This is a genomic window from Sphingomonas sp. Leaf208 (assembly GCF_001421415.1).
Classification (GTDB): Bacteria; Pseudomonadota; Alphaproteobacteria; order Sphingomonadales; family Sphingomonadaceae; genus Sphingomonas.
Map to the genome: position 1 here is coordinate 397,839 of NZ_LMKH01000001.1, position 13,136 is coordinate 410,974.

Below are 13,136 nucleotides of genomic sequence, written 5' to 3' on the forward strand. Positions count from 1 at the left end.
CCATGTTCCTTGAGCCGGGCTTACCGGATCGTCGCGCAAGGAGGCAGCGTGGTCGATACCGATCGACGTCAGGGACTTAGCATGCGCATCAATCACAGCAAACGGGCGGATACGCCGACCACCGTGCTGGGCCGGCTGAGAACGGACGTCCGCGGCAATACGCTTGCGATCATGGCGGCGTCGCTGATCCCGTTGGCGGCGCTGGCGGGATCGGCGATCGACGTGGCGCGCATGTATGTGGTCAAGGTAAGATTGCAGCAGGCGTGCGATGCCGGCGCACTTGCCGGTCGCAAGTTCATGACGAGCAGCAACGCCACCACGCTCGACTCAACTGCAACAGCGCAGGCCAACGCGTTCTTCAAGAACAACTTTCGGTTGGGCTGGCTGGGTACGAAGACTGCGGATTTTACCCCGTCCAAGACGTCTGATCAGCAGGTTGCCGGTATCGCCAAGTCGGTCGTTCCGATGACGATCATGAAGATGTTCGCGGCGCCGGACGTGACGCTCACCGTGACGTGCGAAGCGCGGTACGACGTGGCCGACACCGACGTCATGTTCATCCTCGACACGACCGGGTCGATGACCTGCGCGCCCTCCGAGACGGGTGGGTGCACGATGACCAACGAGACCTATACGCGTCCCGACGGGACTCCGGGTTATTCCTACACGGAAAAACCGACGTCACGGATCGTCGCGCTCCGCAACGCCGTCATGGTCTTCTACGACACGCTCGCCGCCAACGCCGATCCGTCGACGCATATTCGCTATGGCTTCGTGCCCTATACTTCGACGGTGAACGTCGGCGCGGCGATCACGGCGATCGACCCCAATTACCTCGTCAAGAACTGGTCCTATCAGTCGCGGCGGATCGTCGGGGATGACGCGGTCGGGAATCCGCGGTCGTCGACTACCACGAGGACGTCACAGGCCAACTGTACGGCAGCGGGAGGCCGGTACCCACCGACCGGATATAACAGCGCGGGCGAAGCGCTGGTTCGCAGATCCAGTTGGGGATCCTCCAATGGCGGCACGTGCACCGTATCGGAACAGACGGTCGTTCCGCTGTGGCGCTATGCCAAGACGCCATTGATGGACGTATCGCGATATGTTGCCGGGGACTACGTCGCCGATCCCAGCAAGCTGAACGGCCCCAACGACAATCGGTGGCAGGGATGCATCGAGGAACGCGATACGACGCCGAGTACGTCGTTCGATCCCGCAAACTTGCCTGACGATTTGGACCCCGACTACGTGCCCGATAGCGACGCCACGCGCTGGAAGCCATTATGGCCCCAGCAATACTATTACCGGTATGATTACGACAGCATCGATGTCGGCGACCGTGATTACCCTGGATCGTTTCAGAATTACGGTGGTGATCCCGCATATCTGAAGTCAGGTTACGTGTCGTGCGGCAAGCCGGCGCGGAGGCTCGCGCCGATGAGCCGTAACGATGTCAGCGGTTACGTGAACGCCGCGGACTTTCGGGCCATTGGGGGCACGTATCACGATACCGGCATGATCTGGGGGATGCGGTTCATATCCCCGACGGGTATATTCAAGGACGATACCGCGGCCTGGCCCGGCCGCAACGCGCCCAACCGGTATATCGTGTTCATGACCGATGGCGCGATGTTACCGAACGCCAGTATTTACGGGATGTACGGCGTCGAGCGGTATGACGAACGAGTAACCGGCGGCAACTATCCCGACATGGACGATTATACTGCACGGCATAACGCCCGGTTCCTCGCAGAGTGCGACGCCGCGCGGGCTCGAAACATCCGAGTCTATGTCGTCGCGCTGGGCGATGCCATCACTAACGAGGAAAGGGCTTGCGCGACCACGACGGCGATGGCGTTCGCGCCAAAATCCGACAAGGATTTGCGGGATGTCTTCCAGAATATCGCGACGCAGGTTGCGATGCTGCGGGTGTCCAAGTGACCCGGCGCCGCAAGGTCTCTTCGCTTGCACCCGATCGGACCGGTGCGACGATCATCGAGTTCGCGATCGTCCTTCCCGTCATGCTGGCGATGATCATGGGCCTGGGTGAGCTGATCTATCAGACCTATGTCCAATCCATTCTCGACGGTGCGCTGCAAAAGGCTGGACGGGATTCCGCTATCCAGGGTGGTTCGGAGAACACTGCGGTCATCGATTCCAAGGTGGCGACGATGGTGCAGAGTATCGCCGCGCAAGCGACCTTCTCCGCGACCCGCAAAAGCTACGCCAGCTTCAGTTCGGTCAATCCGGAACCGTTTACGGATACCAACGGCAACGGCGTTCGCGATCCGAAGGAATGTTTCGACGATATCAACGGGAACAATACCTATGATCTCGATCCGGGCAAGACTGGTCAAGGCGGTGCCGACGACGTCACCCTGTATACCGTCACCGTCGTCTATCCCCGCCTGTTTCCGGTCATGAGTTTCTTCGGGGTCGCGCCAACCCAAACGATCCGCGCCAAGACCCTGCTCAAGAACCAGCCCTATGCGACGCAAACCACGATTACGGTAAAGTCGGTATGCACATGACCAGGATCGCACGTGTTTGCCAATCGGCGCGCAGATTGTCGGGCGACCGCTCGGGGCTAGCGCTGCTCGAGTTCGCTCTGTCGATGCCGATCGTTCTCGCGCTCGGTCTGTACGGCGTCGAGACGGCAAATCTTGCGCTGGCAAATCTGCGCATCAGCCAGATGGCGCTGAACCTCGCCGACAACGCATCTCGCGTCGGCGTGCAGAGTTCGCTTGCGACGGAGCAACTCCGCGAGGTCGATATCAACGACGTTCTGGCAGCGTTGCGCAACCAAGGCGCGGCGATGAAGCTATCGACCCGGGGGCGCGTGACGCTATCGAGCCTGGAGGAACAGAACGGCAATCAGGTGATCCACTGGCAGCGCTGTCTAGGACTGAAGTCAGGGGTTGGCTATGCATCGAGCTATGGCGCCACGTCGGCGACCGACGGCACCGATACCAATGCCGCCAACGATGGCATCATATCGGCGGGGGGCATGGGCGACGCAGGTGCCAAGGTCATCGCGCCGCCGAATTCGGGGCTGATGTTCGTCGAGATAAACTACGACTATATGCCGGTCGTGGGTACCGCCTGGCTGCCGAGCGGCGCCACCAAGCTCCACTATATCGCTTCGTTCATCGTCAGGGACAGACGGGATTTCTCCCAGATCTTTAATCCCGCGCCCGCAACCGCCGCAATCCGGTCGACCTGCGACAAGTTCACGACATGACGGCGGTATAAGCCGGGGTTCCTCGCAGAACCCCGGCCCATCTTCTTACTTGTACGTAACCTTCTTCACCGCCGTCACGACCTTTGCGACATCGACCAGCATCAGCTTTTCGAGGTTCGCCGCGTAGGGCATCGGCACGTCCTCGTTGGTCACGCGGAGCACCGGTGCGTCGAGGTCGTCGAAGCCGTGCTCCATCACCACCGACACGATCTCAGAGGCGATCGAGCAGGTCGCCCAATTTTCCTCGACGATGATCATGCGGTTGGTCTTGGCGAGGCTCTTCAGGACCGTCTCGGTGTCGAGCGGGCGCAGCGTGCGCAGGTCGATGACCTCCGCGTCGATGCCCTCTTCGGCAAGCTTCTCGGCGGCTTCGAGGCTGATGCCGACGCCGATCGAGTAGCTGACGATCGTCACGTCCTTGCCCTCGCGGACGATCCGCGCCTTGCCGATCGGCAGGACGTGGTTGTCGAGCTTGGGGACGTCGAAGCTGCGGCCGTACATCAGCTCGTTCTCGAGGAACACGACCGGATCCTCGGTGCGGATCGCGGCCTTGAGCAGGCCCTTCGCGTCCGCCGCGTCATACGGCGCGATCACGATCAGGCCGGGGACGCTCGCATACCACGCCGCGAAGTTGTGCGAATGCTGCGCACCCACGCGCGACGCGGCGCCGTTGGGACCGCGGAACACGATCGGGCAGCGCATCTGGCCGCCCGACATGTAGTTGGTCTTGGCGGCCGAGTTGATGATGTGGTCGATCGCCTGCAACGCGAAGTTGAAGGTCATGAACTCGACGATAGGGCGAAGGCCGCCCATCGCCGCGCCCGCACCGATGCCGGCAAAGCCGTATTCGGTTATCGGCGTGTCGATCACGCGACGGTCGCCGAACTCGTCGAGCAACCCCTGCGTGACCTTGTACGCGCCCTGATACTGCGCAACCTCCTCGCCCATCACGAAGACGCGGTCGTCCTCGCGCATTTCCTCGGCCATCGCATCGCGCAGCGCTTCGCGGACAGTCGTCTTGACCATCTCGGTGCCCTCGGGAATCGCGGGGTCGGAGATACCGACCTTCTCGGCCGATGCGACGAGCTGCTGCGTGCCGCTCTCGGCCTTGGCAGGCGAAGCGCCTTCGGGAACCGGTGGTGCCTTGTCGTCCGACGGCGTCTCCTTCGGCGCGGCGTTGGCCGCATCGCCGGAGCGCGCCTCGGTTGGCTTGGCGTCGCTCGCGCTCTCGCCCTCTTCGAGGATCGTCGCGATGACGGTGCCGACCTTCACGTTGTCGGTGCCCTCAGGCACGCTGATCGACCCGATCGTGCCTTCGTCGATCGCCTCGAACTCCATCGTCGCCTTGTCGGTCTCGATCTCGGCGAGGATGTCGCCCGACTTGACGCTGTCGCCTTCCTTGACGAGCCACTTGGCCAGCGTGCCCTCTTCCATCGTCGGGGAGAGCGCGGGCATCTTGATCTCGATCGCCATCAGTACTTCTCCACCAGAACGTCGGTGTAGAGCTCGGCGGGATCCGGCTCGGGCGTCTGTTCGGCGAAATCGGCGGCTTCGTTCACGATTTTCCTGATTTCCTGTTCAAGGGACTTGAGGTCCGCCTCGGTCACGCCCTGCGCGTCGAGCAGCTTCTTCATGTGATCGATCGGATCCGACTTGTCGCGGACCGCCTGGACCTCGTCACGCGTACGGTACTTGGCCGGATCGGACATCGAGTGGCCACGATAGCGATACGTCTTCATCTCGAGGATGACGGGCCCCTTGCCCGCACGGACCCACGCCAACGCTTCCTCGGCGGCACCGCGGCAGGCGAGCACGTCCATGCCGTCGACCTGGATGCCGGGAATCCGGAAGCTCTCGCCGCGGCGATACAGCTGGTCCTCGGCGGAAGCGCGATTGACGCTCGTGCCCATCGCGTACTGGTTGTTCTCGATCACGAAGATGATCGGGAGCTTCCACAGCTCGGCCATGTTGAAGCTCTCGTACACCTGGCCTTGGTTCGCGGCGCCGTCGCCGAAATAGGCCATGCAGATGCCGCCGTCGTTCGAGTATTTGTGCTTGAACGCGAGGCCGGTGCCGAGCGACACCTGCGCCCCGACGATGCCGTGGCCGCCGTAGAATTTATGCTCGGTCGAGAACATGTGCATCGACCCGCCCTTGCCCTTCGAGATACCCGAATTGCGCCCGGTCAGCTCGGCCATGATCACCTTCGGATCGATCCCGTAGGCAAGCATGTGGCCGTGATCGCGGTAGCCGGTGATCACCGAATCGGTCTCGCCGTTGAGCGCGGACTGCAAGCCGACAGCGACGGCTTCCTGGCCGATATACAGATGGCAGAAGCCACCGATCAGGCCCAAGCCATAGAGCTGGCCCGCTTTTTCCTCGAAACGGCGGATCAGCAGCATCTGCCGATACATTTCGAGCAGTTCGTCCTTCGACGCTTCGTACGGCTTCGGTTCGGCCGGTCGTTCGCGGTTCGTAATCGGCGGTTCGGCGATTGCGCGTGCTGGTGGGGGGGTCTTGGCCACGATGTGGGAAACCTCGTTTTCCGTAGGGGAGTTGAGGGAGCCTATAGGCGCGGACGGGGCGGAACATCAATTCCCGTCTGGGGTATGTTAGTTTGCGGGGTGTGGGATGGGGTCTTGTCCCACCTGTTGCGGTTCGAAAGGCTACCACCCCGGCGAAGGCCGGGGCCCAGTTGGGAGGTCGTAGTAACGACGCGCTGTTCTCAGTTAGCAACGTCCCCCAACTGGGCCCCGGCCTTCGCCGGGGTGGTCCTGAGGGGACGGAGGAGATGATCGCACGCACACGCGCGGCAACGTAGCCCCCCGCCCCCTTGTTCTCCCGCGAAGGCGGGAGCCCAGACTGGGCTCCCGCCTTCGCGGGGAAACAAGCTTTCTTCGGTAGGACATCTTCGGCCAGGCTACTATCCCCAACCCCAAGCAAAGCTCCGGTTGCCCTCGCCGCGCACCCCAGCCTAAAGCCAACAGCAATGGACTCCACCGCAGCCCCCCACCAGCATCCCTTACGGATCGCCAATTTCCGCGCCTATTGGCTGTCCCGCTTCACCGGCACCATCGCGGTCAGCGCGATGTCGATCGTGATCGGGTGGCAGGTCTACAACATCGCCCGCGAGACGATGGACATCCGCCAGGCGGCCTTCATGCTCGGCATGATCGGGTTCGCGCAGTTCGTGCCGCTGTTCCTGCTCACCCCAATCACTGGGCTCGTCTCGGACAGCTTCGACCGCCGCTGGATCGTCCGCGGCACGACCGCGCTGCTGGTGCTCACCGCCGCGACGTTGTGGCTGCTGACCTGGACCGGCCACCTCACGCTCGGCGTGCTGTTCGTGGCTGCGGTAGCGTTCGGCGTCGCCCGAGCGTTCTCTGGCCCGGCCTATTCCGCGCTCGCTCCCAACCTGGTCCCCCGCGCCGTCCTCCCAACCGCGATCGCGATCAGTTCGATCGCCTGGCAGGTCGGCACCATCGCGGGCCCCAGCGTCGGTGGCCTCCTCTACGCGATCCACCCGGAGGTCGCCTACGGCGTCGCGACGATCCTGTTCGTCGTCGCGCTGCTCTTCATGTTCCTGATCGGCCCGGTGCCGCAGCCCGCCGCGCAGACCGATCACCGCCCCCTCGCCCGGATCATCGAGGGCTTCACCTATGTCCGCCGTAACCGCCTCGTGCTGGCGACGATCACGCTCGACCTGTTCGCGGTGCTGCTGGCCGGCGCGACGTCGCTGCTCCCGGTCTATTCGCGCGACATCCTCCACGTCGGCTCGCAGGGGTTGGGCGTTCTCGCGGCGGGCATGGGCATTGGCGCGGCGGTGACGGCGATCTGGTTCTCGGTCCGCCCGATGAGCACCAATGTCGGCGTGAAGATGCTGATCGCCGTCGTCGTGTTCGGCCTCGCGATCCTGACCTTCGGCGTCGCCACGCCGATCGTGAACCTGCTCGGCATTGCGCCCGGTACGATCGGCGGCATCCCCGTCCAGCCCGCCTTCGTCCTCAGCCTCGTCGCGCTGATCGTCGCGGGCGGCGCGGACATGATCTCGGTCTATGTCCGCCAGTCGCTGATCCAGCTCCACACGCCCGATGCGATGCGCGGCCGCGTCAGCGCGGTGTCTCAGCTCACCATTTCTGCGTCGAACGAACTGGGCGAATTCGAGAGCGGCGTGATGGCCTCGTTGCTCGGCCCCGTAGGCGCAGTGGTGTTCGGCGGGGTCGGTGCTATTGCGATCACGATCGGCTGGGCGCGACTGTTCCCGGAACTAGGCCGCGCGAAAACCTTTGATCCCCCAGAGATCCTAGAGACCGAACCCAAACACGGAGAAGCCAAGCCATGAAGGCCAACTCGATCCTCGATACGATCGGCAACACGCCGCACGTCCGCCTGTCGAAGCTGTTCCCCGAATCCGAAGTCTGGGTGAAGTCCGAGCGCTCGAACCCCGGCGGTTCGATCAAGGACCGCATCGCGCTCGCCATGATCGAGGCGGCCGAGAAGGACGGCCATCTCCAGCCCGGCGGCACGATCATCGAGCCGACAAGCGGCAACACGGGCATCGGCCTGGCACTCGTCGCCGCGGTTAAGGGCTACAAGATCGTCCTCGTCATGCCCGAGAGCATGTCGATCGAACGCCGCCGCCTGATGCTCGCATACGGCGCTACGTTCGACCTGACCCCGCGCGAGAAGGGCATGAAGGGCGCGATTGAGCGTGCGAAGGAACTGGTCGAGCAGACACCCGGCTCCTGGATGCCGCAGCAGTTCGAAAATCCTGCGAACATCGCCGTGCATGTCGCTACGACCGCGCAGGAAATTCTCGCCGACTTCCGCGATACGCCGATCGACGTGATCATCACCGGCGTCGGCACCGGCGGTCACATCACCGGCGTTGCGGAGGCGCTGAAGAAGGAATGGCCGTCGCTCAAGGTCTACGCGGTCGAGCCGGCCGCCTCGCCGGTGATCGCCGGTGGTCAGCCGGGACCTCACCCGATCCAGGGCATCGGCGCGGGCTTCATTCCGGTTAATCTGCACACGCAGGCGCTCGACGGCGTGATCGAGGTCGATGCCGCAGTGGCCAAGGACATGGCGCGCCGTTCGGCGACCGAAGAGGGCATGCTGGTCGGCATCAGCTCGGGCGCGACGCTCGCAGCGATCCTTCAGAAGCTGCCCGATCTGCCTGACAACGTTCGGGTTCTCGGGTTCAACTACGACACCGGCGAGCGCTATCTGTCGGTCCCGGACTTCCTGCCCGAAAAGTGACAGCAGAGCTTTCCGCGCGCGGCACGAAGGTGCTGCGCGCCACTCTCGTCGGCATCTCCGCGCTGGCGATCGTCGGGCCTGCGCTGGTCGTCGCCGACCCGCCCACGATCGTCCACGCCTCGAAGCGGGTGAAGCTGCCCGCGGGCCGGGTCGTGCCGCAAGCCGAAGTGCCCGAGGTCGAGCCGGTGAAGTTCGTCGATCTCAGCCCCGAGGACGCGCGTGCGTTCAACGCGACCGTGCCGTTCTCGACCGATCCCAACCCGGCGGCACGGCCGTTCCGCTTCGCCGGCGGCCCGGATGATCTGGCGCGCGCGACGGACTGCATGGCGGCGGGCATCCTCTACGAGGCCGGCGACGACACGCTCGGCGAGCGCGCCGTCGCGCAGGTCGTCCTCAACCGACTGCACCACCCGGCCTTTCCGAAGACCGTGTGCGGCGTGGTGTTCGAGGGGCAGGACCGTTCGACGGGATGCCAGTTCAGCTTCAGCTGCGACGGCGCGCTCACCCGCTGGCATCCGACGGAGGACGCTTGGCGTCGCGCGCGCGAAGTGGCGGCGGCGTCGCTATCCGGGGCGGTGTTCAAGCAGGTCGGCTATGCGACGCATTACCATACCGACTGGGTCGTGCCGTACTGGCAGTCGAGCCTCGACAAGATCACCGCGGTGAACACGCATCTGTTCTTCCGTTGGTCGGGCTGGTGGGGCACGCCACCTGCGTTCGGCCGTCATCCGGAGACGGTCGAGCCGGTCATTGCGCAGATTGCCGAGCTGTCGGACGCGCACAAAACCGGCGCGGCGTTGGCTGAGGCGGATGCCGCGCTGGCGGAGGCTTCGATCGCGATGGGGTTTGGACCCGTTACCGAGACGACACCTGCTCCCGCGGTGCCAGTCGATGGCGATACGATCCTCGTAGCCCTGCCCCGTGGCCAGACCGCGGACGGGCTCACCACGCTTGCGGCACAGGCGTGCGGGGACAAGCCGTTCTGCCGCTACATGGCGTGGACGGACGGTAGCAAGGCGGCGACATCGCTCCCGCTGGCACCCGCCCAGACCGCCGTGCTGGGCTTCAGCTACCTGCGCGACCGGTCGAGCAATTACGAAAAGTCGTTGTGGAACTGCCGCCAGTTCAAGCGCGCCGATCCGACGCAGTGCATGAAGGTTCAGGCGACGCTGACGGCTGTGCCGGTGCCTGCTGGGGTTATGCCGACTGCACCAGCGGCCGCCGAATTAAATGGGGTGCGGCGGAAGACGGTGGTGGCCACGCCGCCGCAGCCGGCGAACACGCCAGCCACTGCCGCCGCTCCTAAGTAGGGAAGCGCAACCTGCCCCCCTCCCTGAAAGGGAGGGGTTGGGGGTGGGTCGGCCCGCTTGAGCCACAACGGTTCGGATCCGCGGAAACCGACCCGCCCCCTGCCCCTCCCTTCCAGGGAGGGGAGCAGAAGGCAGATCCGATCAGGCGGCCATGAACATCTCGGGCGGCAGCGCCATCAGCGACTCCGCCCCACCCTCGATCTTCCGACGCAGCGCGCCTGCATCCGGCAGGATCCGCTCGGCGTAGAAGCGCGCCGTCACCAGCTTGGCGTCGAGAAACGCGGTCTCGCCCTCACCCGCCGCCTTCAGCTTGGTCGCAGCGACCGCCATCCGCAGCCACATCGTACCGACCGCGACGATCCCCATCAGGTGCATATAGCTGACCGCGCCCGCGCCGACGTTCTCGGGGTTCTTCATGCCGTTCGCCATGAACCACATCGTCGCCGCCTGAAGCTGGCCGTTCGCCTTCTCCAGCGCCTCGGCGAACGATGCCGTTGCCGGGTCGCCCTTCGCCGCAGCGACGTCGTCCGCGACCAGCTTGAAGAACGCCTGGATCCCGCGCCCGCCATTCTGCGCGAGCTTGCGGCCGACAAGATCCATCGCCTGGACGCCGTTGGTGCCCTCGTAGATCATCGCGATCCGGGCATCGCGGACATATTGCTCCATGCCCCATTCGGCGATGTAGCCGTGACCGCCGTAAACCTGCTGCGCGTTGGTCGCGATCGCATAGCCCATGTCGGTGCCATAGCCCTTGATGACCGGGGTCAGCAGGCTGATGATGTCGCCGGCAAGCTGGCGCTCCTCCTCGGTCTCGGCATGATGCTCAAGATCGGCCTGGAGCGCGGTCCACAGGATCAGCGCGCGCAGGCCTTCTGTCAGCGACTTGCCCTCCATCAGCATGCGGCGGATGTCGGGATGGACGAACAGCGTGTCCGCCTTCTCCTGCGGCTCCTTCGGCCCGGTCAGCGCGCGACCCTGGCGACGATCATGCGCGTACTGGACGGCATTCTGGTACGCGACTTCCGCCACGCCGAGACCCTGGAGACCGACGCCGAGACGCGCGGCGTTCATCATGATGAACATGGCGGCGAGGCCCTTCATCTCCTCGCCGACGAGCCAGCCGGTCGCCGAATCATAATTCATCACGCAGGTCGAGTTCGCGTGGATGCCCATCTTGTGCTCGATCGACCCGCAGGTGACGCCGTTGCGCGCACCGAGCGAACCGTCCTCGTTAACCAGGAACTTCGGCACCACGAACAGCGAGATGCCCTTCGAGCTGTCCGGCGCGCCCGGCGTCTTGGCCAGCACGAGGTGGATGATGTTCTCGGTCAGGTCATGCTCGCCAGACGAGATAAAGATCTTCGTGCCGGTGATCGCGTACGAGCCATCCGCCTGCGGCTCGGCCTTGGTACGGATCAGGCCGAGATCGGTGCCGCACTGCGCCTCGGTCAGGTTCATCGTCCCGCCCCATTCGCCCGACACCATCTTCGGCACGTACATCGCCTTCTGCGCGTCCGAGCCCTTGGCGATCAGCGCGGCGATCGCGCCGTGCGTGAGGCCGGGATACATCGCGAACGCCATGTTCGACGAGATCATGTATTCCTGGAACGCGGTCGACACGACGTGCGGCATGCCCTGCCCGCCATATTCGGGCTGGTTGCCGAGCGTCGCCCAGCCGCTCTCGACATACTGCTTGTAGGCTTCCTTGAAGCCGTCCGGCGTCGTCACCGAGCCGTCCTCGTGCCGCGTACAACCCTGCTGGTCGCCCGACAGGTTGAGCGGGAACAGCACTTCGGCGACGAACTTGCCGCCTTCCTCCAGCACCGCGTCGACGACGTCGGGCGAGGCCGCATCGAAGCCGGGGAGGTTATTGTAGCGATCGAGCCCGACGACATGCTCGAGGACGAAACGCGTGTCGCGGACGGGGGGCGTATACTGGGGCATGGTTTATCCTTGGTTGTCCTGGGCGCGGCTCACTTCGAGGAGGGCCACGAAACTGGTGAGTTCGTCGATGGCGAGATCGATGTCGCGCTTCTGCGCGGTCAGCAGCGCGATCCGCGCCTGGCTGCGCTCGATCACGACCTGGCGCTGCGCACGCCGACCATCGCCGAGATCGTAGAGGTCGATCATCTCGCGGATCTCGCCGAGGCTGAACCCGACGCGCTTGCCGCGCAGGATCCAGGCAAGACGCGCGCGATCACGGTGCGAATAGATGCGCTGCGTGCCACGACGCTCGGGCGCGATCAGGCCCTCGTCCTCGTAGAAACGGAGCGCCCGCGCGGTGACGTCGAATTCGGCCGACAGGTCGGAGATCGTGAAGCTCTCGCGATCATGCCGCGGCTCGATCACCGCGTAGGATTGCGGGGTCGCCTGCAATCGAGGGGATGCTTGTGTCGCCATCCCCGGAGAAATAACTCTCGTTTACGTCAACGTCAATTGTCGCAAAGCAACTTTCCCTTCGTCGACCGTAGCGTCGCGGCCTCCGATCGCGATTCGCTCATCCGGTCGACGGCCAGTGCCGCGAGCGAGGTGCGGCCGGTGCAAAGGGACTCGCAGGCTTCGGGTACTTCGGCCGGAAACACGATGCGATCGCCGTCGAAACGCGCGTCGAACTTGCAGGTGCCGAACGCGAGCTTGAGCGCTTCGCCCGACCGTTCGACGGTTCCCGACGCTGCGCACGCCTGATCCTCGCCATAGTCGACGCTCACGCCGATCCGTGCGGTCTTCTCAGTGCCGACGACGCAGACCCGGTCCGTATCGCGCGCCCATGATCCTTGCAGCGGCGCGTTCAAGTCGGGCACGATCCCCGCCGTCTCCGCCGCAGCTTCGAGCCGAGCGCCCGCGCTGTCCGCCGCCGCAGTCTTCGGCTCGCGCCCACACCCGCCGATTACGAGCGCAAACAACAGCAACGCCCGCTTCATTCGGCCGGCACCAGTCTGCCCCCTTCGATCCGCCGGAAGAAGCACGTCCGCTCGCCGGTATGGCACGCTGGCCCCGCCGCATCGACGATCACCCACACCGCATCCTGATCGCAATCGATCCGAAGTTCGGCGACGCGCAACACGTTCCCCGACGTCTCGCCCTTCTTCCAGAGCTTTTCGCGGCTTCGCGACCAGAAATGCGCCTCGCCGGTCGCCTGCGTTTCCGCGAGCGCCTCTGCGTTCATATGCGCGACCATCAGCACGTCGCCCGATACGCGGTCGGTGACGACCGCGGTCAGGAGCCCGGCGGAATCGAATTTCGGATCGAGCGTCAGGCCCGTGTCGCGGCTGTGTGTCATGCTCCGGATATACTCGAAACCTGCCCCGATGCGACCGCCCCCT

General features: G+C 64.6%; 12 protein-coding genes. 6 read left to right on the forward strand and 6 right to left on the reverse strand.

The genetic code is table 11. The features are described 5' to 3' along the window. Nucleotides 1-81 precede the first annotated feature (81 nt). The 3 genes from ASE69_RS01615 to ASE69_RS01625 are packed head-to-tail and all read left to right on the forward strand — an operon-like array spanning nt 82 to nt 3,244. Nucleotides 82-1,944, forward strand: a complete 1,863-nt coding sequence (locus tag ASE69_RS01615; RefSeq protein ID WP_056481957.1) for a TadE/TadG family type IV pilus assembly protein — start codon at nt 82-84, stop codon at nt 1,942-1,944. Then, the gene (locus ASE69_RS01620; protein WP_056481960.1) at nt 1,941-2,534 is read left to right on the forward strand and encodes a TadE/TadG family type IV pilus assembly protein; all 594 of its coding nucleotides are present in this window, start codon (nt 1,941-1,943) and stop codon (nt 2,532-2,534) included. The genes ASE69_RS01615 and ASE69_RS01620 overlap by 4 nt, the downstream gene beginning before the upstream one ends. Continuing rightward, entirely contained in the window at nt 2,531-3,244 is a 714-nt protein-coding gene (locus ASE69_RS01625; protein ID WP_056481962.1) for a TadE/TadG family type IV pilus assembly protein, read from the forward strand. Before ASE69_RS01620 ends, ASE69_RS01625 begins: the two co-directional genes overlap by 4 nt. 45 nt (nt 3,245-3,289) lie before the next feature. Here the strand turns inward: ASE69_RS01625 and ASE69_RS01630 are convergent, their stop codons facing one another. Beyond that, the gene (locus tag ASE69_RS01630) at nt 3,290-4,717 is read right to left on the reverse strand and encodes a pyruvate dehydrogenase complex E1 component subunit beta (protein WP_056481965.1); all 1,428 of its coding nucleotides are present in this window, start codon (nt 4,715-4,717) and stop codon (nt 3,290-3,292) included. Continuing rightward, entirely contained in the window at nt 4,717-5,769 is a 1,053-nt protein-coding gene (gene pdhA, locus ASE69_RS01635) for a pyruvate dehydrogenase (acetyl-transferring) E1 component subunit alpha (protein ID WP_056481968.1), read from the reverse strand. Before pdhA ends, ASE69_RS01630 begins: the two co-directional genes overlap by 1 nt. A gap of 464 nt (nt 5,770-6,233) precedes the next feature. Between pdhA and ASE69_RS01640 the strand changes: the two genes are divergently transcribed. From ASE69_RS01640 to ASE69_RS01650, 3 genes are read left to right on the forward strand one after another with little or no spacing between them, the layout of a single operon-like run. Next, the gene (locus tag ASE69_RS01640) at nt 6,234-7,586 is read left to right on the forward strand and encodes an MFS transporter (RefSeq protein WP_056481971.1); all 1,353 of its coding nucleotides are present in this window, start codon (nt 6,234-6,236) and stop codon (nt 7,584-7,586) included. Beyond that, nucleotides 7,583-8,503 carry a cysteine synthase A gene (cysK, locus tag ASE69_RS01645; protein ID WP_056481974.1) on the forward strand — a complete coding sequence of 307 codons (921 nt, stop codon included), beginning with the start codon at nt 7,583-7,585 and terminating at the stop codon, nt 8,501-8,503. The genes ASE69_RS01640 and cysK overlap by 4 nt, the downstream gene beginning before the upstream one ends. Beyond that, nucleotides 8,500-9,813 (forward strand): cell wall hydrolase, encoded by a 1,314-nt coding sequence (locus ASE69_RS01650; RefSeq protein ID WP_156362084.1) that lies wholly within the window; start codon nt 8,500-8,502, stop codon nt 9,811-9,813. The genes cysK and ASE69_RS01650 overlap by 4 nt, the downstream gene beginning before the upstream one ends. 141 nt (nt 9,814-9,954) lie before the next feature. Here ASE69_RS01650 and ASE69_RS01655 read toward each other — a convergent pair whose 3' ends face one another. From ASE69_RS01655 to hisI, 4 genes are read right to left on the reverse strand one after another with little or no spacing between them, the layout of a single operon-like run. Beyond that, the gene (locus ASE69_RS01655; RefSeq protein ID WP_056481977.1) at nt 9,955-11,757 is read right to left on the reverse strand and encodes an acyl-CoA dehydrogenase C-terminal domain-containing protein; all 1,803 of its coding nucleotides are present in this window, start codon (nt 11,755-11,757) and stop codon (nt 9,955-9,957) included. Nucleotides 11,758-11,760: 3 nt separating this feature from the next. Further along, the gene (locus ASE69_RS01660) at nt 11,761-12,213 is read right to left on the reverse strand and encodes a MerR family transcriptional regulator (protein WP_056049049.1); all 453 of its coding nucleotides are present in this window, start codon (nt 12,211-12,213) and stop codon (nt 11,761-11,763) included. A 32-nt stretch (nt 12,214-12,245) separates the two neighbouring features. Beyond that, a complete protein-coding gene (locus ASE69_RS01665; protein ID WP_056481980.1) occupies nt 12,246-12,734 on the reverse strand; it encodes a hypothetical protein in 489 nt (162 codons plus the stop codon). After that, nucleotides 12,731-13,093 (reverse strand): phosphoribosyl-AMP cyclohydrolase, encoded by a 363-nt coding sequence (hisI, locus tag ASE69_RS01670; RefSeq protein ID WP_056058610.1) that lies wholly within the window; start codon nt 13,091-13,093, stop codon nt 12,731-12,733. Before hisI ends, ASE69_RS01665 begins: the two co-directional genes overlap by 4 nt. Nucleotides 13,094-13,136 lie beyond the last annotated feature (43 nt).

Bases quoted from the DNA above. Each gene is read 5' to 3' on its own strand.
- ASE69_RS01615 (WP_056481957.1), top strand. From the start codon at position 82: ATGCGCATCAATCACAGCAAACGGGCGGATACGCCGACCACCGTGCTG.
- ASE69_RS01625 (WP_056481962.1), top strand. From the start codon at position 2,531: ATGACCAGGATCGCACGTGTTTGCCAATCGGCGCGCAGATTGTCGGGC.
- ASE69_RS01630 (WP_056481965.1), bottom strand. From the start codon at position 4,717: ATGGCGATCGAGATCAAGATGCCCGCGCTCTCCCCGACGATGGAAGAG.
- ASE69_RS01640 (WP_056481971.1), top strand. From the start codon at position 6,234: ATGGACTCCACCGCAGCCCCCCACCAGCATCCCTTACGGATCGCCAAT.
- cysK (WP_056481974.1), top strand. From the start codon at position 7,583: ATGAAGGCCAACTCGATCCTCGATACGATCGGCAACACGCCGCACGTC.
- ASE69_RS01655 (WP_056481977.1), bottom strand. From the start codon at position 11,757: ATGCCCCAGTATACGCCCCCCGTCCGCGACACGCGTTTCGTCCTCGAG.
- ASE69_RS01660 (WP_056049049.1), bottom strand. From the start codon at position 12,213: ATGGCGACACAAGCATCCCCTCGATTGCAGGCGACCCCGCAATCCTAC.
- ASE69_RS01665 (WP_056481980.1), bottom strand. From the start codon at position 12,734: ATGAAGCGGGCGTTGCTGTTGTTTGCGCTCGTAATCGGCGGGTGTGGG.
- hisI (WP_056058610.1), bottom strand. From the start codon at position 13,093: ATGACACACAGCCGCGACACGGGCCTGACGCTCGATCCGAAATTCGAT.